Raw genomic sequence first — 21,823 nt, forward strand, 5'->3', positions numbered from 1 at the left:
TATAATTTAATGATCATTAGGCATAACGGTTTAATACTTGCATTTGATGTTGATTGGGATACTAAGAGGTCTATTGTCTTTCTAAGAGGTATTATGGATTTAATTGATGCTGTTAAGGTTGGATGGCTTCAATTATTGAATATAGGACCCAATGGAATTAAGGAATTAACTTCAGGCATAAATACGTACTTTTTGGCCGACATTAAACTTGGCGATATTGCTCACATAAATGAGTATGTCATTAGGAGACTTAGGGATTTAGGTATTAATGGTGTGATTATGCACGCTGTAACAGGTAGGGAGAATTTAAATGGTGTAGCTAAGTTATCGCGTGATTTAGGTATTGACATTTTTCTCCTTATTTCCATGAGCTCTGGTGGTGAGTTATATGACTTAAACCTGGACTATAATGTTAAGCTTGGTACTGAGCTTGGTATTGCGGGCTTTGTTGTGCCTGCCACGAAGCCCAACATCATTAGACGTGTTAGGTCTATGGTTGGTAATAACTATCAATTATTATCACCAGGCGTTGGGGTGCAGGGTGGTAAGCCTGGTTGTGCCACGGCGAGCGGTGCTGATTTTGAGATTGTTGGTAGGTCAATAATTAATAGCGAATCACCGAGGGAAGTTACTTTAAGTATACTAAGTGCTATTAAGGATCCAAGGTGTTGATTTTAGTCAGGTAATACCTTATCAATTGGCAGTAACCTATCTTTCCAATCAGATACTAATTCCAATACGAGCATGGTTTCCGTCTGCGCAATATCGGGATAAGTCGGTAGATAATTAATTAGGAAGTAACTGAGTTGTCTGAGATCCTTGGCCCAAACCTTAAGCAATATATCATAATGACCAGTTATTACATAGGCCTCCTCAATCCATGGAAGTTTAGGATCCTCATCACTATCCTTCAGGATTTTCTCAACAAGGAGCACCTGAGCAGACTTATTACCACTTGGTGCACTTCTCCTTACGCTAATTAGCACATAGGCTAATAATGAGAAACCAACCTTTAATGGATCCACTACAGCCCTATACGAGGTTATTATCTTATCGCCTTCAAGTCTCGCTAATCTAGTGGCTATTGTGGTTCTTGGCCTATTTAGAATCTCGGCTAATTTACTTAATTGCAATCTACCATCTTTCTGAATCTCCTTAAGTATTTCCTTATCCAGTTTATCTATTATCATTGTTAATAGGCTTCAGAAACAGACTGTTTTAATCTTTCTATCATGAGGAAAATAATTGATTTTAAATATTTGATTAAATGAGGTCTAATACATTATGCAGGTGACCAGGTAATCTTATACTTAGCCTTCCAATCCTCAAACTCCTTCTTCTCAGCATCACTCAATGCCTTACTGAACCTATACCAATTAGCCTTGCCCTTTGCTGAGTCAGGAGCCTCGCTTGTCTTCCATATGCAGTTCACTGGGCATACTGGTACGCAGCTGAAATCGTCCTTACACATATCCCATATTAGCCTTGCCTTACCATTTTCATCAAGCTCCAACGCCTGGTATGGACAAACGCTAACACAGGCACCGCAGCCGATGCATATGTCTTGATCAACAACGACCTTCTGGAATGGTCCTGTCTTCTCTGCCATACGGAATTAAGCCCTTAATTGGGGTCTTAATAACTATTACTATTGATACTGCATGTACGTGATTTCGGCCATAGAGTATCAATTAATAAATAGGGTAAGTACTACAGGTTAAAAAGCCTAGAGAAATTATTACTCACAGTATTCCATAGATCATCGATGCCCATGCCCTTTATCTCAGCCACAATACTGGCCGCATCCTTAACCATGGGAGGTTCAAGCGTGATACCCCTATACTCATAAGGTCCATCGCTCTCTAGCAATATCGTATCAAGTGGCGCCTCTCTAGCCACGGCCTTGGACTTCTCCTGAATCTTAATTGCAGCATTAATCGATATATAATACCCATAGTCCCTCAGCTCTTGGATAAGATTAAGAGGTCCCGTGTACCAATGAAACAAAGCCCTATCCACATCAGCCCTCCTAATCATTTCAAGGGCATCATTCCAAGCATCAGGTGCGTGAATATTAAGTGGCAGATCATAATCCTTAGCCCAATTAATGAAGACTTGGAAAAACTCAACCTGCCTATTGAAGGTTTGAGGAGCAAATCTTTTATCGAGACCAACTTCACCAATGCACCTAGTCTCAGACAACAACTTCTCAAGCTGTCTCAATTCATCAAATCCAACCTTATCCACATTCCAAGGGTGGATGCCAATACATGGCACAATGTTCTCATAGGTATTCGACAATTCAATGGTCCTCTTTGAAGATGGATAATCATCAGAGACAGCCGCAATTATTATCTCTCTAACGAACTTTGCGATCCTGCTATCCAGGAACTCGTGCAAATGAGTATGCGCATCATAAAGCATTGAATTACATTGAAGTTAAGGGATTATTAAAGGATTATTGTGACTGCTCAAGCCTGAGCACTTGGGACTTAGCCTCAGTCACATCTTCGCTCTTACCAATGATAACATGCCTTATGGTCTTAGCCAATGGCCTAGTCTCACCAATGTAGACAATATCACCAGGCCTAACCTCAATACACGAAGGAACCTTAACATGAATTTTCTTTCTCCTCTTCTCATACCTCTTATACTTAGGATCATAATGCAACCACTCATGAATAACAGTGGCAGTTCTGCCATGAACGCTCTCAACAGTAACGGTAAACACATGCCCCCTAACACTCAGGTAGCCATGCCATGGGCACTCAGGGTCATTACAAACCTTCTTAGGCGGTAAGAGCCAGGGAATACCAACATGCCTAACCCTAATAAACTCACCATTAGGCAGCTGAACCTTCTCACCAGGCCTAGGCCTCTCAGGCAGCTCCTTAACAATGACCTCAACCATCAAGCCACGTACAAATAACCCCTTTAAAACAATTTCTTTTGAAGGAACCCAAAGACTTATAAGCATGGTTATTGACTTATTAATGCCGCGATAGTCCCAGAGAGGACCGTGGCGGTCCCCAATGAATGCGGACGGACGAGCCGCGGGGATTACGTACATCCTCCTTTTCCTAATAATCAACAATGATTACTACAATATTGCATTGCCTTAGTTATTATCTTCAACGATGAATTTCGGAATAATGTTTATTAAGGGCTTTTTCGTTTGCCATTTGTATGGCAGGTGTTGGTATTTGCAGGAAGTGATGGTAAGAATAATATTTTCTCTAGTGTACTTGATTTTGTGAATGGTTTTTACCCGACACCTCTTGTGAGGTTTGATCGTTTTGGCGATGTTTGGGTTAAACTTGAGTTCTTTAATCCACTGAGTAGGAGTATTAAGGATAGGACTGTTCAGTTCTTACTTCGTAGATATTTAAATGACGAATTGCGTGGTCGCCTTGTGTTTGAGGCTTCCTCTGGTAATGTTGCGATTGCCCTGGCCGCATTGGCGAATATTTATGAGTATAGGTATAGGGCTTATACTACGAGGTATTTGCCGGAGACTACGGAAATTCTTCTCAGGGTTTTGGGCGCCGAGGTTGTTAAAGTTGATAGGGAGACAATTAATGAGGAGTTTTGGCACTGGGTTGGTGAGGAGGCTGCTAGGAATGGAGCGATTAACCTTAATCAATTTGAGAATGTTAATAATCCCGAGGGCCATTACCACGTTACTGGTGAGGAAATCGCCCGGCAGTTCAGGAGTATTGGTAAGACACCTAAGGTCTTAGTTGCTGGTATTGGCACTGGCGGGCACATAACCGGCATTGCCAGGAGACTTAAGGATGAGTTTGGTGATGTCTACATTGTCGGTGTTGAGCCTGCGGCGGGTAGCGCAATACCTGGTATCAAGAGGCTTGAGTCTGGCACTAGGTGGGTTCGTGAGATTATTAATGAGGTTGTTGATGTCAGTCTTGAGGATGCTGTAAAGGGCGTTATTACTGTGGCCAGAAACACTGGCCTACTAGTCGGCCTTAGTAGTGGTGCTGTCTTTCAAGCCTTTCTCAGGGTTAGGGAGGGGCTTGGTGATGTGACTTACTTATTGATTTTTCCTGATGATATTTATAAATACGTGGATATCATTAGTCGTTTCATGAATTCCACGTAAGTTTGGTAAAAGTTTTAATGTACTGTTTAAATAAAAACCTGATAGGACTTTTTAACCTGTACACGTATACGTGATATGATGACTGGCAGATACAAAGTATTCATAAACAGGAGGATGGGTAGGATTCTAGTTAGTGGTAAGTCTGAGGATTTATCGCTCATTGAGGAGGGCTGGAGGATCATATACGAGGACAATGACTGGAAGAATGCCTTCGAATACGCCAGGAATTATGCGGATAGGCATGATTATGTACTCGAGTGGTACCTTGAAGAGGAGAAGGAGGTTTTGAAGAATGCGTTAGTCAATTAAAGAGTCACTTAACGCGTTCCCTATCAACCTTCTTAATAACATCAATTATTATATTCACAGCCTTATCGGCGAGTTCCATAGGTATGTTTAGCGGTGGTGCAATTCTAATCGTTGACTTACCTGCACTTATTACAGCAACGCCTCTCTTGAAGGATTCATAGAGCACCTGCTCAATCTCCTTGGTAGCATATTCCTTGGTTCTCTTATTCTTGACTAATTCAACACCAATCATTAGGCCGAGACCGCGTACATCACCAATCAACTCCACGTGATCCATCTCCTCTATAAACCTCTTCTTAATGTAATCACCAACCCTCTGTGCATTCACCATAAGGTCCTCATCACTTATTACGTTAATAACCTCAATACCAGCCGCCAAAGCCACTGGATTACCACCAAAGGTATTTGCGTGGGATCCCCTCGGTAGATCCATCACGCTTGCCCTACCAACGATGGCACCGAGTGGTAGACCGGCGGCTATTGCCTTGGCCATGGTTATTATGTCCGGTTCAACACCCCAATGTTCAATTGCAAACCACTTACCAGTCCTACCAAACCCAGCCTGCACTTCATCATCGACGAGGAGTATGCCGTACTTATCAGCGATCTTCCTCAAACCTGGGAAGAAGTTCCTTGGCGGAACAACATAACCACCCTCACCCTGTATAGGCTCAAAGAATATCGCCGAAGTCTCACTTGGATCAATCATCTTACTAAATATCCAATCCTCAAGGTAACCAAGAACAGCCTCACCACATTCCTCATCAGTTAAATTCTGGCCGAAGGGACATCTGTATGGGTATGGGTATGGTATATGGATTACGTTGGATAACATTGGGTTAAAGCCATACCTCTGTATTGGTTTACTTGCGGTCAATGCCATCGAGCCATAAGTCCTCCCATGGAAGGCGCCCAGGAAGGCTATTATGTATGGTCTCTGATTCCTGAAGTGTCCACGCACTACTTTCATCGCGCCCTCTATTGACTCGGTGCCCGAGTTTGTGTAGAATACACGCTTATCGCCGCTTATTGGTACTATACCCCTAAGCATTGATGCATGCCTAATAATTAATTCGTAGTAGAAGTCGGTCATGCTATAGTGAGTAAATAACTCGGCCTGCCGCTTTATTGCCTCCACAATCCGTGGGTGGCTATGTCCAACATTCATAACAGCAATACCAGCGTTGAAGTCAATGTATAGGTTGCCATCAGCATCCTCAACAACAGGTCCATAACCCCGCCGAATAACCAGTGGATACCACCGTCCAAAGGACTGCATTATCGATGACTCATCCATCTTTATTACTTCTTGGGCCTTAGGGCCTGGTGGTTCAACAACTATTTTAGGAACGCTATTTGGGTCTATTGACCAGTACCATTTAGGTGGCATCGGCATTACCAGGATTTATCTAATTAATAAATTCTTCTTTATAGGTCTTCAGCGTTAGTAATTAAATAAATAAGTTATATTTATAGTAATAAGGCTTATTTAGTCATCAATAATTTAAGGCCGGCCAATGTTGGCGTAACTATGGCTCTACCATCATTTAAATACCTAACCTTAATTAAATTCATGCTTGATAATTTAATTAATTCCTTAATTACGTTATTTTTAATAGTGCCTGTTGATTGTGACACCATATCGATTAATGAGGCCATTGTTGTAAAGCCAAGCTCATTAACAGTTCTTAAAATCTCCAGGTCAACATCACTTAAAGTCTCCTTATTAAGTTCGAAATTATTATTCACAACACTCAATCCAAGTTTCGTTATCAATACCTCAGAACTCACTCCACTACTCACTCTAATTAACTTACCAAAGGCTTCCTGTGGTATTGACGATGAGGTTACTATTAATTCATCAAATATCCCTAGATCATGAGGAATGTGATTAGTCACTACATATATATTGCCAAGGCCCCTCACTTCCTGTAGTGAGTCCTTTATTTCATCTACAAAATCTGTTGTGAGTATGATTGAGCCCTTGGTATTACTAGCCGTGATATACGCAAGTATGGCAGCAGTTACCAGGGATTTTATTGGTTCAATAAGCGGGATACTTATGCAGCCCTTATTCATTGGTCCCCAAATATTTAACATGCTCATTAACTTCATGAAGTAGTAAAGCCTTATAGCGTTATAATCTAGGTATGTCTCAAGGACATAGTTTATTGCATCATAGAGCCTTGATGAACTAGTGAGTGAATCAAGTAATAACCTTAGATCATCATCCCTTAAATCGAGTATTTTACCCCATAATAATGCAATTCTCGTACTTATACCTGGGCTTAATTCAATATTTATCCCAGTATTGCCACCATTATCTAGACATATCATGGATATTAACCAGTCATTATTTGGCAATACGTTATGAATTATGTAATCAAGTCCTAGCGATCCATGTATTAGTATCAGCATTAAGCATTTATTGAACTTTACCGTAGAAAAAATTAATGATTAAAATTAATGTCGTTTATCCATGCGAGGAATTTTTAAATTAGTAATTAGTACGTAGATTCAGCGTTAATGGCAAGAGGCACAAGGATGATGGCGGTTTTGGCATCATTATTGGCCCTACTAAGTAGCTTTACGTATAACATTGCCATTACGAGAAAAATACCAACGGCAGGTCTTGGTTTATTATCACTACTAAATGCAACAATTGCCTTCTCGACCCTACCAACCGCCCTAATTGGATTTGCTTATCCAAGATTAACGGCTAGGGACAATGGATTAAACATTACAGCAGCCATCAATGTGTCAACGATCTTCTACTTAATAACACTGGTTTTAACCATAGCCTACCTAATGGGTGTTTGGACTAAGATGGGGGCCTACGCATTTCTCGTACTTATCATAGCTATTCTCTCAGAAATAACCTCATACATACAGACAATAACGAATTCCATATTAATGATTAAGAATAGAGGTAGGTTTATTATAACGTCTATTATTCAATCAATTACTAAATTCATTGTTATCCCAGTTATATTGTTTCTTGGTTGGACAGTACAGGCTGTCCTCTGGTCATCATTCTTCATAGTATTCATACCATCGCTATACGCGTTCATATGCTCATTGAGATATCATGTTAATGTTTATAATACCCGTAGATATTTCAGAGAAGTTATTAGTGCATCCTGGGTCCCGCTAATGGGTTATGCTATCAATTCCTTTAGGTCCCTTGATGCCATGTTCATTGGTATTTTTGGCTATGCACAATTGAGTACTTGGTATGTAATCTTCATACTTAGTAAGCCGTTTGGTTACAGTAATACCCTTGTTAATGTAACGTATGGTGAACTCCTCGAACGCGGAAGACCAAACATAATATATAGGGACTTCCTTATAATTCTTCTAATAACTACGTATGTCGCGTTATCATTAACTTTGTTCCCAGGTGTTTACATAAATCTGGTAAGACCGAGCATCAGAAATGAAATAAGCCTACTAGTACTACCTATTGTTTTATTGGCGATAAATAGTGTTTTAGGTAATGTTAATCAGTTCATTAGTAATGTAATGCAAGGTATTGACAAGAGGGATATTGAGAGTAATCATGAGATAAGACCAGGCATTTACTTAAGAAGTCTTATTTTGCATACGCACTTGGCGGAGCTTGTCTTCACAATAGTGTATTTATCAACGATGGTGCCATTAATCCTATTATTCAGGGACTTGGGATTTACATATTATGCCGTGATTGGCGCATTGCTTTCATCATTGCTTGCCAATATTTCTGCATTGGGTTTTAGGTTCATTAGGCTCGGTAGTATTAAGTCGATATTTAATGGCAGAGTAATGCTCCTGGATTATGCATTACCATCATTATTATCAATAATTGTTCTAATACTTATTGTACATGTGATTAGGTTCACGCTTTATACAAGTATTATTATTTCACTGGTTCAGGTAGTAATTGCGTCATTAATAACCCTAGTTATTTACTTTGGCATAGCTGTGATAATATCGAGAAATGTGAGGGATTTGGTTATGATTTTAATTAGAAAAATAATTGGTACTATTACTGCTTCTCAACTCTAAGTATTTGTGGCGTCCATTTCCAGGACAAGGCAGCGTAAATTACGTAAAGTAGTAATGCGTTGAATATTGCAAATATCACCAAACTACCATAAAGTAGTCCAGGCTGCACAGATACTAATTGCACTAGGGCATTTAATTCAGGCGTTAGTAATGTAGAGACCTTAAGGGTATTAGCCACTTGTAGCGTGAATTGCAAGCCGTAATTACTAACGAGCTTTGGTACTGCGGATAGCGGTGGGACTATGGCGTAGGGTAGGTGCGCCAAGCCATTCATTACCTCGGCACTAGTCATTAATAGGAGTACTAGGATCAATTTAAGGGCTGATATTGACCTATTAATGAACCTGAACGACAGCACTATTAGTATTAGTAGTATTATGCCGAGGGCTACGTCCATGTAGAATACACCAGTCAATATCATAGTTGGTTCATAGACTGAGTAGAGACTTGAGGGAAGGTACGCAGGTGGCTTGCTAAGTATTGACCAGGCAACCGTCGGTGAGTATAGGTAAACCTCATACAGGTATAGCCCAGCGAATAACGCATAGACTACACCGAATACTAGGCTTATCCAGTTACTAATTCTGTAACCCATTAGTCTATACTCGCTTTTATCGATTGCATATCTCCAACCAAATATTGAGTTTATAAGTATACCCGTCATGGCAATTGCGCCAAAGAGTGTTGCCAGGAACAGTGGTGCATAGGTTGGGTTTAGGAATACTTGAGACCAATTAATACCCAGTGTGAAGCCTACCAGGGATGTCTCATCCTTAAACACCTCAACACCAGCTGGATAATTTATGAACGCAAATACGAGCCTAAACATAGCTGGTATGACAGTAAGGGCTACCGCCATTCCGTAGCCAATGACTACATGTTTCATTGGATCAATCCTGCCAAAACTCCTGTAGTAAAAACCAATGAATGGTAGGGCTATGGCAACACCAAAGGCTATCGCAACACCCCATACAGGCCATAGGAGGGCCCCAGCTATATTCGTGAATATCGGTAGTAATCCTGCCAGGAACACGGTTATTATCGTGCCGAAGAGCCCACCAATCGCGTAGACTGTAATTAAGTAATTGGCCATGTTATGGGCTAGGTCAACATAGACCTGGTTATTACGCCTATAACCAATTAACTCAAGTGTCGGTAGTAACCATCCCAGGCCAAGCACTGTGTAAACAAGCGGCAAGTGTACTGAGAAGGCCCAGGCGATTAGGCCCACGGCAATGTCTGTTGCCGAGACCATGGTCATCACCTCAGTATTCCACCACCTTGGCTTCTTCACGTCTTGGCATTCCCCTTAGGTATAGGTAGACCATATATACGGCTAGTGACGGCATCGCAATCTCAACAATAAGCACCAATACTGCTAACCAAACTGGGAAGTAAAGCGTTGGGTTCAACAAACCACCGGGTCCAACAGGAACACCAGTAATTACTGGCGGACCACCACTTGGATTAGGATCTGCCTGAACGAGTATGAATGGGTACCTACCAGATTCTGCAGAGACTGCACCACCTATTGATGCGAAGGCCGCAAAGAAAGGCATTAAGTAAACGCTACTCCTCTCAAAGAAGCTGGCTAATGTTTTAGCCCAACTAAAGCGGTCGAAGAAGCCAGGGAATAAGTACCACAGTGATAAAGCACCGCTCCAGATACCAAGTAGTATCCCAAATATAACCATGAATACCCAGTAGAAGACAGACACGAATGCTGGAGGCCTCTCGTAAGTCGGCCAACTGAAGTAGCCCCAGAATGCGTGGTTGAATGTTCCATAGGCAAAGAAGCTCGTTAGTGGATCAATCTTAAGGCCACTCCAGAACATACCCTCAAGAGCTGCTAACTTAAGCGGGTCATCCTGCAGTACAAGCTCGCCCTGAAGGTGTCCAATTACGAAGCCCTGTATTGCCGTTAGTACGGCCACTGTTGGTACAAGGATCTTAAGTATCATTAACCTCTCGGGCTTCCTATCATGTATGTAGAGGTATAGGTATATCGCGGCTATTATGGACCAGGTCAGTATTACTACGGCTAGTATGCCGTGGAATATGAAAACATTCGCACCCCACCAAAACATGTTCCAAGCATCTATTGGCGAAGCCCATTTAATTACATAGTCCGTTAAGCCAACGACATTCTGTCCAGTGGCTTGGTATAGGTTAATCACCTCGAGACCTGGTGGTCTCATGCTTAGTGATGCCATTACCGCAAGGATATTATAGGCGCTATAGTAGCCGCCGAATGCAGCCACTATACCTATTATCCAATGCAATACTTGGTTCTTTATCTTATTCCAAGTAAATACATAAAGTGGTAGTATAATAACCTCTATTAGGAAGGCAAATAATTCAAGGTAAAACGGTAGTACTATTGCCTCACCAATCAGTGATATGAAATTACTCCATAATGTGACTAGGCCAAACTCAACCAAGGTACCGAAGGCAGCCCCAACACCGAAGAATATCGTTGATATTACCGAGAATGTCCTTGCCGTATTATACCAAAATTGATTATGTTTCCTTATGTAAAGGAATTCCGCAACTATTGCCAGGAGTATGGTGCCAAGGAAGCTCGATGCGAGGGACAAGTGGGCCAGTATGCCTACTGCAGACACAACTCTAATGTCAGTTGGCGCTCCGAGTATGGGTTGGTCCATCATTATATTATTGATAATTCTATAAGCTTATAAATTAATCAAGGTATTTACAATTTCCCAGAAATTATGTTATGTATGTTCATTAAAAATAACAGTATTTATTAACAGTACAATGTATAATTATCTATATAATTAAATATAAGTAAATTATTTCAATTCCTAAAGAACTGCCTCGCAGCAATTATCAACGGATCCCAGACCTGGGTCACAGCAGGTAGATATGCCAAGTCACTCATGAAAAGATCCTCAACAGTTGCTCCCTTAGCCATTAGTGCTGCTAATGTATCGATCTTGCCAAGTACGTAGGAACCATCATCACCAAGCACCTGCGCACCTATTAACCTCATACTACCGTCATCAACTATTAACTTTATTGTTACATAACCACCACCAGGGTAATACCTAGCTTTAGTTCTGGCAGTTATTACTGCGCTTCTTATCCTAAACCCATGCCTTATCGCTTCCTGGGTCGTTAAGCCCGTACTCGCTATGTATAGGTTCATGAACCTAGTCATTGAAGTACCAACAACCCCTGGAAAAATCATGAGTTTACCAGCTATGTTGCTACCGACAACAAATCCCATCTTATTAGCCGTGGTTCCAAAGGGATGCCAGTAAGGCTTGTTCGTTATCAGGTTCCTGGTCTCAGCAATATCACCAGCAGCATAGACATTATCAATACTTGTCCTCATGTGCTCATCAACCCAAACAGCCCCTGTCTCACCAATGCGCAAACTAAGTTGTCTAGCTAATTCTATGTTTGGTCTTATGCCTGTCGCTAGGATTACGGCATCAACCACGTACTTACCACCATCCGTAATTATTACCTGTTCATCACCCTGGTCACTGATTTCGAGAATTATCTCATTCAGCCGTAATTTTACACCATACTTGCTCAATTCATTCTTAACGATATTACCGATATCCTCATCCAGGGATTTACGTAATGGATAGCCCGACCTACCGATCATTATCACGTTCTTACCCCTAAACCTAAGAGCCTCGGCGACCTCAAGGCCTACATAGCCAGTTCCAATAATGCCTATGGTACTTACGGAATATAAGGCATCTCTTAACTTCATGGCTTCCGCGGGATGATGAACCGTAAATACACGATCACCCCTAATCGGTATGCCCGGTGTTATTGGTATCGCTCCCATTGCAAGCACTAGATAATCCCATTCAAACCTATTGCCTTTATTGGTCCGCACATAATTCTGCCCAACCTCCACTACAACGTCATTAAGCCTAACGTCAATATTCCTCACATTCCTAAAGTAATCCGGCGTATAATGCATAAGTAGATCATAGTTATCAAATAAACCCTCAAGATAGTAGGGTATTCCACAGGGTGCATGGCTAACCATATTACTCCCCTCAAGAACCACAACATTCGCATCACGCCTTAGTTTTTTCACTCGAGATGCTGCACTCATACCTGCAGCTCCTCCACCAATTACTACTACCTTCATATTAAATACGCAATAAGGAGGAAAAATTAAATTATACTTCATGATGATACTTAACTGATTACTAATGCATGATTCCAGTGATAAGTTACTTAGTATAATTGATGAAATGAAAGAGCTTGAGAGGCATTTGGCGATATTATACGGGATCGCCGCTGCCAGGACAAATGAGCCCTTCATAGGTGCAATAATGAGAAAGATAAGCATTGAGTCTGCGATGCATAATTATATACTCACAATGCTGAAGTCACTAATTCACGAATGCCCACCAAGGAGAATCTTCGACTTGGAAACACTGTTGTCATTACAAGGTAGTATTGAGGAGGCAATAACCCATGCTAAGTCATTGATAGATTACATGAATTCCATGGAGAAGGTTAATTATGATATTACTAATACTATTATTGAGAAACTGAATGATCTTAAAAGCTACGAGGAGAATGCCGTGAAGGTATACAGCTTCCTACTCAGGAGTTACCTACCCATCACCAGTACAAGGATTGATGAGAAGCACCGTATAATCTCAAAACTAATTATTAAGTTGCTTAAGGGAATTTCAGATGATGAGAAGAATCATGAGGAGATGCTTGAGGTTGTAAGAGAAATCTCATTAAAGTAAGGTATTAAAAGGGAGTCCGCCAGGTCGTTAGCGTGGAAAAACCAAGACTTTTCATTAGAGAGACTACGGGGCTTGTTAGGGAGATTGGCCCCTGGACAGCCCTTCTAATGAATACTGCTTTCATAGCCTTCCAGTCAGGGTTTATACTGTTGATATCTAGTATGTTCAATTTCCCAAGGGGAAACCCATTAATCACCATCATAATTGGTGCGGTATTATTCCTACCACTAACAATACTACTCAATAAAATAGGCATTACATACTACAGAACGGCCAGTGACTACATATTTGTCACAAGGAACCTACACCCATCAATTGGTTTTGCCGCTATGTTCATGTTCACAATAGACCAAATGTTCTTTAATGCAGTACTAATAAGTCTAGGATTAGTTACGGGACTTGCACCTGCATTAGTAGCCATAGGCCTCTCGAATCACGCAGCAGATCTTACTCTTCTTGGTAACTCATTAATGAACAATCCATTACTGATATTCCTGACAGGCTCCATAGTATTAACAATCCTCATATTGATTAATGCAATATCAATAAAGGCAGGTAAGTACTTGGCCTCGGCGATTTCCCTATTTGGTATCATAACATTCATACTAACGATAATTCTATTCTATACCTACACACCACAAATAATTAATTCAATAAATACGGCTGCACCAAATCTATTTAGCCAAGCGGTTTCAGTATCAAGGAAATTACCAAGTTATGGAGTAATCATGGACACGATATACCTAATACCATACCTGGCCTATGTATTTCCTTTCGTAAACTTCATACTGTCAGTCGGTGGCGAAGTCAGGAGGGGTAGCGCAATACCCATTGCCGTGTTCGGAACCTACGCCATAAGCACCCTATTCCTAGTACTTAGTGTTTGGGTTATGCTTTCATCATTAGGTATTGATAGATTGAATGGATTGTTCGCAATATATTACGGCATTACCAATGGTGCTTCTTGGCCAAGCACATTACCACCACCATATCCACAGGCATTGCTCATACTTGCCATCAGGAACCCAGTGCTTCAGTGGTTAATAGCCATTGGTTCGTTTACCTGGTACATAAATGTTGTCTCGGTCCTAATAATACAAATAGCCAGGTACATACTAGCCCTATCCTTTGATAGGGTATTACCATCAATACTGGCATATGTTAATCCAAGGACCCATACCCCAGTAACAGCCCACATAACCGACCTTGTAATAACCCTGGCAATAATGTATCTATATAACTTCAGCGTGATGCCATTGCTATCGGCTACAATGGACGTGAGCACCCTGATCACAATACTCATGTACTTCATGATAATAACAATAACGGCAATAGTGCTGGGAATTAGAACTAGGTCAGTGAGCACTACATTACTCGGTGCATATGTAACTATGTTATTCTCCTGGATTGCTTATGAGGAGATAATTAATCCAGCAGCTTATCTATTCGTACAATCAATAAATACATACATAATAGGGTTCTTCGTGGCATTATTCGTGATAGGCATAGCGCTATATTATGCAATGCGCCTATACAGGCTAAGGAGGGAGAACATGGATATAAACATGCTATTTAAGGAAATACCACCTGAATGATCAATTAACCTCCATTGAGAATGCATCAATTATTCTATTACTCCTAATCCTAATAACAGTCTCGAGTGATCCACTCCTTATTATAATAGTTATTACTCCATGATCATAGTCAATTAATGATGCCTTCCAATCATAATCAAGCTCAATTAATTCCCCACTCTTCCAAACGCCAATTACCTTAGGGTCAATATGCGCAATTGATAAACCATCATTAACAAGGCACCTCTTTCTAATTAGCCTAACAAAATATCCAAAACCACTAGCTACCAATGTCTCCTTATCACATCTCATTAATTCACCTGAACAATAATCATAAACTTCACGTTAAGTCTAACGTAGAGCTTTTAAAGGATTCCTATTCAGGGAGAGAGTAATCGAAATACCTATATAGCACCTAAATGCATTTATTAATAAGGTGCGAATAAACCCAGCACTATGCATTAGATGCAGGGGAGAATACAACCTATGCGGCCTATCCTACTGCCCAGTCCTCGCTGAGTTACATGCAAAGTACACACTCAAGAATATCATTAATAAGGAGCACATTGATGGATCATCACCACCAAGCGTATTTGTTGGTCGCATTGGTTACCCAAGGGTCAATATATATCCAGCAACACCACCTGTTCATGGAGACACAAGTAATCTAGAGGATCCAAGGGCCTGGCTGAACATGGGACTAGAGGACTTCCTCTCAAGTAGGTTATTACTAATTAGAGGTTCAATGAGGGTTAGGATTGAGGATGCCAGGAACCCATCGAGGATACTTCATGATATTCAAGTCATGGCATTATCAAGTAATTCTGTGGATTCGGAACTAATGCTCGAGAGGCCAGTCAGTGGTAGGTATGTACTTGATGAGCATTCACCACCCTTTGGCCCCTCATCACCACTACAAAAATTGCGTATAAATTCATTACCACCGCCACCGAGGATAATCGATAAGGTACATAGCGATACTGACCTAAGCGCCACTGAGGCGATTTGGACGTTGTATAAACACGGTATTGACGTTCACCACATATCAAAACTACTGAGTGTTGGTACACTTGGCATTGGTAAAAGGAGGAGACTCGTACCGACTAGGTGGTCAATAACTGCCGTTGATAAGCAGGTCTCTGATAAAATGCTTAGTGAGGTTCGCGACTACCCCCTCATAAGTGAGTATAGGGTCTACGTGAGAAGTATTAAGGACAATACGTTTATTGGCATATTAACACCACATACCTGGCTTTATGAGTGGGCTGAGGCCTGGTGGCCTGGTTCGACGTGGAACCTATGGAGCGGTGATACTGTTCTTGAACTTGATTATGAGGGTTACTGGGGGCGTGATGACTACCCATCAATAGGTGGTTGCTACTATGCAGCTAGGATAGCCGCACTTGAAGCCCTACGTTCAATGCATAGGCAAGCAGCCGTAATACTATGGCGTGAGATTTACCCGGGCTTCAACCTACCCATTGGCGTATGGTGGGTTAGGGAAAATATTAGGGCTATGTTTAATGGGTCATATGAGAAATTCTACGACCTAAGAGATGCATTGAGTTACACGGCCAAATTCCTAAGACTACCAATAGGTAAGTGGGTATCGAGATCCTACGTAATCAGGGTCCTCACCAAGCAATCAAGCCTAACCAATTGGTTGAGCGGTGGGTAGATGGACAACGTGACTAGGCTAGGAAATATCATCGTGAAGGAGATAAGGGTTAAGTCAGCATTGTCAAGGTCAGGCCTACCTGAGTATGACTATGCATTAAACCCGTACCTAGGTTGTCAACACGGATGTATTTACTGCTATGCCATGGACTTCACGAGAGGCGAACCTGGCGTTAGATGGGGTGAGGTCGTATACGTCAAGGTAAACCTAATACAAGTGTTATTAAGGGATATCAGAAGGTTTAGGCCGGGCATTGTTGGTGTATCCACAATAACAGATCCGTACCAACCCGTGGAGTCCAGGTACAAACTAACCAGGAGGTCAATTAAGGTACTGTGCAATGCGGGTTACCACGTTAGTATTCAAACGAAATCATCATTAATCATTAGGGATTTAGACGTAATTAGTAGGTGCGGTAGGTCAGTGGACGTCGGCTTCACAATAACCACGATGAGAAATACATACAGGGTAATAGAGCCCATGGCCGCGCATCCAATGGCAAGGGCATCAGCACTTAGGAAAATAGCCAGCCTGGGCGTTGAGACCTGGATATTCCTAGGCCCTGTACTACCTGGCATGAATGATAAAGTGGAGGATTACGAACCAGTGATTCGCCTAGCTAAAGAAACAAATTCCCAGGTAATAATTGATAGGTTCAGGCCAAGGCCAATTGTAACCAGTTTCATGAGTAGGAAATTAAACCCCATATACCGAGTAACTAGGGACTGGTGGAGAGAGACCCTGAGTTCAATAATGAGACTATGCAAGGACTATGGCGTTAATTGCATCACAGCAGAGGATGAGTGGGAAATAAGTCGAAAATGAGGAAAACTAGGTTAATGTGAGAAGATTTAAATAAAGTGGAATAGTTAATGATATATAGGGAGCGTGATTAAAATCGATAATAGAGGTAGGATAAGACTACCAGGGAAACTTGCTAAGTATGGCTCAGTGGTTATAATTGATGCTGGTGAATACTTCATCGGCATTCCAATACCCAAGGATCCATTGGTAGCAACATAAGGAGGGACGTGACTGATAGGTTGCTATTACGCATCGTGAATGGGACTTCGGTGAGGTATTAGTAAGTAGGGAGGTTGTTCATGAGATATATTATGTATTGAGTCGAATAGGACTTAGTAATCGTGAGATATTGAATAGAGATGGGGCATTAACAAGTATACCAAATCTTAAATGGGTGCCAACCACAGTTGATACAGACTTGATGGCTTTAGCATTAATGGATCAATACGGCCTTACATCAATTTTCGATGCGTATAATGCCGCAACGTGCCTGCTTTATGATAAGGATAGAAAAATGATATCCACAGATAGTGCGTATGATAAGGTTATAGGGTTATCAAGAATTGATCCTAGGAATCTCGTTTAGTATTGTGTACTTAGAAACCTTTATTAATAAGGTCGTTGACTCACATTCGGCGAATTGAGTGGCTCAGGTTGGGAATGAGGAGCAGATAATTAAGGAGATAATGAATGCTTTGTCTGGTTCTGCACGTTATATGGCTGATGAGATCAGGAGTACCTTCTCGAAGTATGTGGATATTTACAAGGGTGTTTCGGGCTTTGAGACTCAGCAGGTTAGCCTTGGTACTGTTGAGAATAGTAAGAGAGTCTTTCTGATTCAGTCATCAATTACGGAGCCGAATTACGATTCCAATAATTACCTGGTGAATGCCTTTAAGGGATTCTTCAATATTAACGAGAATTTCTACCCAACGTATTTAATGGGTGGTATTGAGTGCTATATGCAGTCATCACCAAGTGAACCCAGTGGCGTTAAGGTTAGTGGTTCTATGGTTTCTGCCTATAATGGTGTTGAGTCCGTTGAGGATAAGGATATGGGGCAGGTAATCTGTGCTAAGAAGGCTAGTATTAGATTCTCAGATAATGTTGGTGGCGAAGTAAGTGTAGATCCCAGTGATTTATTTAGAGTCGCGCTTGACGTAATTAACAACGTTAGGAGTAAGTTTAGCGGTATTCGTGATGATTTTGTTAATACGTACGGCTTCGAACCAGGGGACATAACGTTGACGGGCAATGAGGTTATGCTAAGTACGTTATTTGACCTAAACATGTCAAGTACAATGAGGGATTATATACAGAGGGTTTTCTCAAGCATTGTTCCGGAGCAAACACCAGAGTTAATGGGTCTAGGTCTTCTCTGTGGTGCGCAGCCTGACCTCGTCTTTTCATATGATGATGCAGAGAAGATATTAGTGCTTGGCCATCCACATAAGGTTAGTTCAGGAGATTGTCTCAAGTACTCAATAATTAAGTACCTTTGAATTCATCACCTTAAAAGGGGCTTTATTAAGTACTTAAAACCTCACCACCCTTTTCTTTAACTGCAAATATGAGAAAGTCAAGGACTTTATTAATCTCATCCTCGGCCTTCCTAACATCCTCAGAGCTAACATATACATGAATCTCAACCAATGGTGACCTAATTTCATGACCCTTAGGATGACTCTTAATGTAAACTCTATTACTCATCTTCATTCCCTTTTCAATTATTGGCGCCAAGTCAGCCTCAGGAACACCCTTAACTGTTATTGATCTCTCAATAAAGTGAAGTTTAGGCCCTATCTCTCGTAGTTTAGGCTCCACGTAATTCTCGAATATACCCATCATCTCGGCTGGGACCCCAGGTAGCGCAATTATTATAGTATTATCCTCCTCAACCCAAATACCTGGTGCAGTACCCACTGGGTTAGGAAGTGGCTTAGCGCCCTCGGGCATTTTTGCCTGCTTAAGCCTAGGCTCAGTTAGCTCTAAACCCTTTAATTTAAATGTCTCAATCACGAGCTTAAGCGCCTCGTCATTAATCACGTACTTCCTATTCAATGCCTTGGCCAGGTACTCGCTTGTTTTATCATCGAATGTTGGTCCTAAGCCACCCGTGGAAATCACAACCCTGACACCTCTCTTAATGGCATCCCTAAATACCTCAACCTCATCCTCCTCATTGTCAGGCACTGTTATTATCCTCCTAACGTCATAACCAAGCAGTGTTAATTTCCTGGCAAGCCAAGCGGCGTTTGTATTTACGGTCTTCCCGATTAATAATTCATTACCTATTGATATTATCCACGCTATGTAACTCATTGTGAAAAATATTGAGGAAACACTGACTTAAATGCTTTTGTACCTAATTAACGAGGACATATTAATAAATGAGTTAACTAATCAATAAATGGATTTAGGTATGAAGAGGTTTGCAATAATAATCCTGGATCTAGATGATGTTCGTCCAGATGAGGATGATAAGGTTCGAGTAACTAAAATGATTGAGGAATCTTTACAGTGGTGGCATGGTTATTTGGGGCATAATGATAAGCTGGAGCTTGATAAGTGGAGGGTGTATTACGTGGAGTGGGGTGATGAATTGATGATTGCTAGGGTATTGAACGCGCTCGGTAAATTCAGGGAATACATAAAGGGGGAGTTATGATGAGCTACTTTTAAATCATTCAATTTTAGATTCCTCATAACCGCAATTTGGGCAGTGAAGCACGTACTTAATTGCATACCTTCCATCAACTTGAACCAACGCCTTATCAACAATCGTCATCCTATGGAGACAACGTGGGCATGTATGATCACCCCTATAGCCATACTTACTCAGTATTCTCCTTACGGCATAAAGACTAATTCCCAACTTAGAGGATATTGCCCTCTGGCTTAATCCATCACTATATAGTCTTAAGACCTCATTAATAATATCCTTGGGCATTAAATCAACCTTGGAGGTAATCTTACCCTCAGCTCTAAGTCTCTCCATTGCAGCCCTAGTTCTCTGTCTAATGAATTCCCTCTCCATGGACGCCACAAAGGCTAGGACAGTCCTAAGGAACTGCCTATATGCGCCATCGAGGTTCTGGAGCACGGCCTCCTTCTCACTGGTACTAACTATTAGTAGTCCAAGCCTGTTCTCAACAATATCAAGTAGCCTAAATAGTTCCTGGAAGTTCCTAACGAGCCTCGAGGTTTCATATACCAGGAGAACCATTGGCCTTGGACTGAATAAATTACTTTCAATATCCCTAACCAAATCCCTAAAGGCTGGTCTGTCCATCACAGGTGATGCACCGCTAATAGCCTCATCAATATAAAACCTCAGTATCTGAAAACCCCTTGACTCACTCCATCGCCTTAAGTACTCCACTTGGTTGGCCGGATCCTGCATTTCTGTGGATACTCTAACATATGCTATGGCAGGAATCACAACAACGAACTTATTACAAATGCCTTTTAAACGATGCGTCTAGGTATTATTAATTACATTATAATGTATCTTCTCAATTATAAATAATATAGATAATAATGCTTAAAAGACATAACCTATTTATTCAATGAATGGTTAGGGCATTAATAACAGACCCTGTAGATGAATACATAGTCAATGAGTTGAGCAGACATGGTGTAATTGTTGATTATAAGCCAGGCATTAGTAGGGATGAATTGTTAAGGGTAATTCCTAATTATGAGGTATTGGTGGTTAGGAGCAGGACTAAGGTTACTAAGGACGTTATTGATACTGCCAACAAATTAAGGATTATAGCGAGGGCAGGTGTTGGTCTTGATAACATTGATGTAGAATACGCTAAGTCAAAGGGTATTGAGGTTATTAATGCACCTGAAGGTTCCACGCAATCAGTGGCTGAGTTAGTGATTGGTTTCATGATCACTGCAGCTAGACTCGTGATGCTCCAGGACAGGTTAGTTAAGGATGGTGGGTGGCCTAAGGGTAAGTACGTTGGTACTGAATTATTTGGAAAGGTACTTGGTATAATCGGTTTCGGTAGAATTGGACAGAGGGTTGCTGAGTTGGCTAGGGCAATTGGTATGAAGGTTCAGGTCTATGATGTCATTGATGTGAGGGATAAGGCCATTAAGCTCGGTGTTGATGTTGTAAATTTTGAGACTTTGATTAAGGATAGTGATTTCATATCAATACATGTGTCTCTGACGCCAAATGCGAAACATATGATTAGTGAGAGGGAGTTTCGAATGATGAAGGATGGCGTAATAATAATTAATACTTCCAGGGGCGAGGTAATAGACACAAGGGCATTACTCAAGGCGCTCAATGATGGTAAGGTGGCTGCCGTGGCGCTTGATGTGCTTGAGAATGAGCCGCCCAGGGAGCCTTGGGAAATAGAACTGGTTAAGCACCCAAGGGTAATAATAACGCCACATATTGGTGCAGAAACCAGGGAAGCTCAAAGAAGGATTGCCGAGATACTTGTTAATAAGGTAATTAAGTTACTTAATGAATAATAACGTTAATCACCGTGGGCTTTCAAGCCTCTCCGCGGTCATGCTT

General features: G+C 41.3%; 25 protein-coding genes. 13 read left to right on the plus strand and 12 right to left on the minus strand.

The window, feature by feature from the left end; translation table 11 throughout:
• Nucleotides 1-9: 9 nt before the first annotated feature.
• Entirely contained in the window at nt 10-672 is a 663-nt protein-coding gene (locus VMUT_RS11030; RefSeq protein WP_013605493.1) for an orotidine 5'-phosphate decarboxylase / HUMPS family protein, read from the plus strand.
• A 2-nt stretch (nt 673-674) separates the two neighbouring features.
• Here the strand turns inward: VMUT_RS11030 and VMUT_RS11035 are convergent, their stop codons facing one another.
• The 4 genes from VMUT_RS11035 to VMUT_RS11050 all read right to left on the minus strand — a co-directional run bounded on the left by VMUT_RS11035 (nt 675) and on the right by VMUT_RS11050 (nt 2,911).
• Nucleotides 675-1,190: an Lrp/AsnC family transcriptional regulator gene (locus tag VMUT_RS11035; RefSeq protein WP_013605494.1), complete on the minus strand. Its 516-nt coding sequence runs from the start codon at nt 1,188-1,190 to the stop codon at nt 675-677.
• A 92-nt stretch (nt 1,191-1,282) separates the two neighbouring features.
• Nucleotides 1,283-1,609 carry a 4Fe-4S dicluster domain-containing protein gene (locus tag VMUT_RS11040; protein WP_013605495.1) on the minus strand — a complete coding sequence of 109 codons (327 nt, stop codon included), beginning with the start codon at nt 1,607-1,609 and terminating at the stop codon, nt 1,283-1,285.
• A gap of 101 nt (nt 1,610-1,710) precedes the next feature.
• Nucleotides 1,711-2,424: a TatD family hydrolase gene (locus VMUT_RS11045; RefSeq protein ID WP_013605496.1), complete on the minus strand. Its 714-nt coding sequence runs from the start codon at nt 2,422-2,424 to the stop codon at nt 1,711-1,713.
• A gap of 34 nt (nt 2,425-2,458) precedes the next feature.
• On the minus strand, nt 2,459-2,911 hold the full coding sequence (locus VMUT_RS11050) for a 30S ribosomal protein S17 (RefSeq protein WP_013605497.1): 453 nt from the start codon (nt 2,909-2,911) through the stop codon (nt 2,459-2,461).
• Nucleotides 2,912-3,193: 282 nt separating this feature from the next.
• Between VMUT_RS11050 and VMUT_RS11055 the strand changes: the two genes are divergently transcribed.
• Together VMUT_RS11055 and VMUT_RS11060 are read left to right on the plus strand one after the other, a co-directional pair.
• Nucleotides 3,194-4,117: a pyridoxal-phosphate dependent enzyme gene (locus tag VMUT_RS11055; RefSeq protein ID WP_013605498.1), complete on the plus strand. Its 924-nt coding sequence runs from the start codon at nt 3,194-3,196 to the stop codon at nt 4,115-4,117.
• Between the two features lie 75 nt (nt 4,118-4,192).
• The gene (locus tag VMUT_RS11060) at nt 4,193-4,426 is read left to right on the plus strand and encodes a hypothetical protein (protein WP_013605499.1); all 234 of its coding nucleotides are present in this window, start codon (nt 4,193-4,195) and stop codon (nt 4,424-4,426) included.
• A 4-nt stretch (nt 4,427-4,430) separates the two neighbouring features.
• On the opposite strand, the gene VMUT_RS11065 is transcribed toward VMUT_RS11060, so the two are convergent.
• Both VMUT_RS11065 and VMUT_RS11070 read right to left on the minus strand, forming a co-directional pair.
• On the minus strand, nt 4,431-5,816 hold the full coding sequence (locus tag VMUT_RS11065; protein ID WP_013605500.1) for an acetyl ornithine aminotransferase family protein: 1,386 nt from the start codon (nt 5,814-5,816) through the stop codon (nt 4,431-4,433).
• Between the two features lie 95 nt (nt 5,817-5,911).
• Nucleotides 5,912-6,844 (minus strand): hypothetical protein, encoded by a 933-nt coding sequence (locus VMUT_RS11070; RefSeq protein ID WP_013605501.1) that lies wholly within the window; start codon nt 6,842-6,844, stop codon nt 5,912-5,914.
• 108 nt (nt 6,845-6,952) lie between these two features.
• On the opposite strand from VMUT_RS11070, the gene VMUT_RS11075 reads away from it, so the two are divergent.
• Nucleotides 6,953-8,470, plus strand: coding sequence for a hypothetical protein (locus VMUT_RS11075; protein ID WP_013605502.1), 1,518 nt, complete (start codon nt 6,953-6,955; stop codon nt 8,468-8,470).
• Here VMUT_RS11075 and VMUT_RS11080 read toward each other — a convergent pair.
• From VMUT_RS11080 to VMUT_RS11090, 3 genes are all read right to left on the minus strand, one after another.
• Complete coding sequence (locus VMUT_RS11080; protein WP_237699657.1) at nt 8,451-9,764, minus strand: cytochrome ubiquinol oxidase subunit I; 1,314 nt, start codon at nt 9,762-9,764, stop codon at nt 8,451-8,453. The genes VMUT_RS11075 and VMUT_RS11080 overlap by 20 nt on opposite strands.
• Complete coding sequence (locus tag VMUT_RS11085) at nt 9,736-11,139, minus strand: cytochrome ubiquinol oxidase subunit I (protein ID WP_148224767.1); 1,404 nt, start codon at nt 11,137-11,139, stop codon at nt 9,736-9,738. The genes VMUT_RS11080 and VMUT_RS11085 overlap by 29 nt, the downstream gene beginning before the upstream one ends.
• Nucleotides 11,140-11,288: 149 nt before the next feature.
• On the minus strand, nt 11,289-12,608 hold the full coding sequence (locus tag VMUT_RS11090; protein ID WP_013605505.1) for an FAD-dependent oxidoreductase: 1,320 nt from the start codon (nt 12,606-12,608) through the stop codon (nt 11,289-11,291).
• A 64-nt stretch (nt 12,609-12,672) separates the two neighbouring features.
• Between VMUT_RS11090 and VMUT_RS11095 the strand changes: the two genes are divergently transcribed.
• Nucleotides 12,673-13,224 (plus strand): hypothetical protein, encoded by a 552-nt coding sequence (locus tag VMUT_RS11095; protein WP_013605506.1) that lies wholly within the window; start codon nt 12,673-12,675, stop codon nt 13,222-13,224.
• 32 nt (nt 13,225-13,256) lie between these two features.
• Entirely contained in the window at nt 13,257-14,819 is a 1,563-nt protein-coding gene (locus VMUT_RS11100; protein WP_013605507.1) for an APC family permease, read from the plus strand.
• Here the strand turns inward: VMUT_RS11100 and VMUT_RS11105 are convergent, their stop codons facing one another.
• Nucleotides 14,820-15,110 (minus strand): hypothetical protein, encoded by a 291-nt coding sequence (locus VMUT_RS11105; RefSeq protein ID WP_013605508.1) that lies wholly within the window; start codon nt 15,108-15,110, stop codon nt 14,820-14,822.
• A 124-nt stretch (nt 15,111-15,234) separates the two neighbouring features.
• Between VMUT_RS11105 and VMUT_RS11110 the strand changes: the two genes are divergently transcribed.
• The 5 genes from VMUT_RS11110 to VMUT_RS11130 all read left to right on the plus strand — a co-directional run bounded on the left by VMUT_RS11110 (nt 15,235) and on the right by VMUT_RS11130 (nt 18,782).
• Nucleotides 15,235-16,476: an Nre family DNA repair protein gene (locus tag VMUT_RS11110; protein WP_013605509.1), complete on the plus strand. Its 1,242-nt coding sequence runs from the start codon at nt 15,235-15,237 to the stop codon at nt 16,474-16,476.
• The gene (locus VMUT_RS11115) at nt 16,477-17,301 is read left to right on the plus strand and encodes an SPL family radical SAM protein (protein ID WP_013605510.1); all 825 of its coding nucleotides are present in this window, start codon (nt 16,477-16,479) and stop codon (nt 17,299-17,301) included.
• A gap of 63 nt (nt 17,302-17,364) precedes the next feature.
• Nucleotides 17,365-17,499 (plus strand): hypothetical protein, encoded by a 135-nt coding sequence (locus VMUT_RS13285; protein ID WP_013605511.1) that lies wholly within the window; start codon nt 17,365-17,367, stop codon nt 17,497-17,499.
• Nucleotides 17,500-17,596: 97 nt separating this feature from the next.
• Entirely contained in the window at nt 17,597-17,866 is a 270-nt protein-coding gene (locus VMUT_RS11125; RefSeq protein ID WP_237699658.1) for a hypothetical protein, read from the plus strand.
• Nucleotides 17,867-17,924: 58 nt separating this feature from the next.
• The gene (locus VMUT_RS11130; RefSeq protein ID WP_013605513.1) at nt 17,925-18,782 is read left to right on the plus strand and encodes a hypothetical protein; all 858 of its coding nucleotides are present in this window, start codon (nt 17,925-17,927) and stop codon (nt 18,780-18,782) included.
• A gap of 25 nt (nt 18,783-18,807) precedes the next feature.
• Here the strand turns inward: VMUT_RS11130 and VMUT_RS11135 are convergent, their stop codons facing one another.
• Nucleotides 18,808-19,602 carry a nicotinamide mononucleotide deamidase-related protein gene (locus VMUT_RS11135; protein ID WP_013605514.1) on the minus strand — a complete coding sequence of 265 codons (795 nt, stop codon included), beginning with the start codon at nt 19,600-19,602 and terminating at the stop codon, nt 18,808-18,810.
• 88 nt (nt 19,603-19,690) lie between these two features.
• Here VMUT_RS11135 and VMUT_RS11140 point away from each other — a divergent pair, with 88 nt between their 5' ends.
• Nucleotides 19,691-19,948 (plus strand): hypothetical protein, encoded by a 258-nt coding sequence (locus VMUT_RS11140; RefSeq protein ID WP_013605515.1) that lies wholly within the window; start codon nt 19,691-19,693, stop codon nt 19,946-19,948.
• A gap of 15 nt (nt 19,949-19,963) precedes the next feature.
• Here VMUT_RS11140 and VMUT_RS11145 read toward each other — a convergent pair whose 3' ends face one another.
• Nucleotides 19,964-20,722, minus strand: coding sequence for a recombinase family protein (locus VMUT_RS11145; RefSeq protein WP_013605516.1), 759 nt, complete (start codon nt 20,720-20,722; stop codon nt 19,964-19,966).
• Nucleotides 20,723-20,853: 131 nt separating this feature from the next.
• Between VMUT_RS11145 and VMUT_RS11150 the strand changes: the two genes are divergently transcribed.
• Nucleotides 20,854-21,777 carry a D-2-hydroxyacid dehydrogenase gene (locus VMUT_RS11150; protein ID WP_013605517.1) on the plus strand — a complete coding sequence of 308 codons (924 nt, stop codon included), beginning with the start codon at nt 20,854-20,856 and terminating at the stop codon, nt 21,775-21,777.
• Nucleotides 21,778-21,823 lie beyond the last annotated feature (46 nt).

This window comes from Vulcanisaeta moutnovskia 768-28 (assembly GCF_000190315.1).
GTDB lineage: Archaea > Thermoproteota > Thermoprotei > Thermoproteales > Thermocladiaceae > Vulcanisaeta > Vulcanisaeta moutnovskia.

What these genes read in the sequence shown, in the direction of transcription:
- VMUT_RS11030 (WP_013605493.1), top strand. Translation starts at nt 10, where the DNA reads ATGATCATTAGGCATAACGGTTTAATACTTGCATTTGATGTTGATTGG.
- VMUT_RS11035 (WP_013605494.1), bottom strand. Translation starts at nt 1,190, where the DNA reads ATGATAATAGATAAACTGGATAAGGAAATACTTAAGGAGATTCAGAAA.
- VMUT_RS11040 (WP_013605495.1), bottom strand. Translation starts at nt 1,609, where the DNA reads ATGGCAGAGAAGACAGGACCATTCCAGAAGGTCGTTGTTGATCAAGAC.
- VMUT_RS11045 (WP_013605496.1), bottom strand. Translation starts at nt 2,424, where the DNA reads ATGCTTTATGATGCGCATACTCATTTGCACGAGTTCCTGGATAGCAGG.
- VMUT_RS11050 (WP_013605497.1), bottom strand. Translation starts at nt 2,911, where the DNA reads ATGGTTGAGGTCATTGTTAAGGAGCTGCCTGAGAGGCCTAGGCCTGGT.
- VMUT_RS11060 (WP_013605499.1), top strand. Translation starts at nt 4,193, where the DNA reads ATGATGACTGGCAGATACAAAGTATTCATAAACAGGAGGATGGGTAGG.
- VMUT_RS11065 (WP_013605500.1), bottom strand. Translation starts at nt 5,816, where the DNA reads ATGCCACCTAAATGGTACTGGTCAATAGACCCAAATAGCGTTCCTAAA.
- VMUT_RS11070 (WP_013605501.1), bottom strand. Translation starts at nt 6,844, where the DNA reads ATGCTGATACTAATACATGGATCGCTAGGACTTGATTACATAATTCAT.
- VMUT_RS11075 (WP_013605502.1), top strand. Translation starts at nt 6,953, where the DNA reads ATGGCAAGAGGCACAAGGATGATGGCGGTTTTGGCATCATTATTGGCC.
- VMUT_RS11085 (WP_148224767.1), bottom strand. Translation starts at nt 11,139, where the DNA reads ATGATGGACCAACCCATACTCGGAGCGCCAACTGACATTAGAGTTGTG.
- VMUT_RS11090 (WP_013605505.1), bottom strand. Translation starts at nt 12,608, where the DNA reads ATGAAGGTAGTAGTAATTGGTGGAGGAGCTGCAGGTATGAGTGCAGCA.
- VMUT_RS11095 (WP_013605506.1), top strand. Translation starts at nt 12,673, where the DNA reads ATGCATGATTCCAGTGATAAGTTACTTAGTATAATTGATGAAATGAAA.
- VMUT_RS11105 (WP_013605508.1), bottom strand. Translation starts at nt 15,110, where the DNA reads ATGAGATGTGATAAGGAGACATTGGTAGCTAGTGGTTTTGGATATTTT.
- VMUT_RS11115 (WP_013605510.1), top strand. Translation starts at nt 16,477, where the DNA reads ATGGACAACGTGACTAGGCTAGGAAATATCATCGTGAAGGAGATAAGG.
- VMUT_RS11135 (WP_013605514.1), bottom strand. Translation starts at nt 19,602, where the DNA reads ATGAGTTACATAGCGTGGATAATATCAATAGGTAATGAATTATTAATC.
- VMUT_RS11140 (WP_013605515.1), top strand. Translation starts at nt 19,691, where the DNA reads ATGGATTTAGGTATGAAGAGGTTTGCAATAATAATCCTGGATCTAGAT.
- VMUT_RS11150 (WP_013605517.1), top strand. Translation starts at nt 20,854, where the DNA reads ATGGTTAGGGCATTAATAACAGACCCTGTAGATGAATACATAGTCAAT.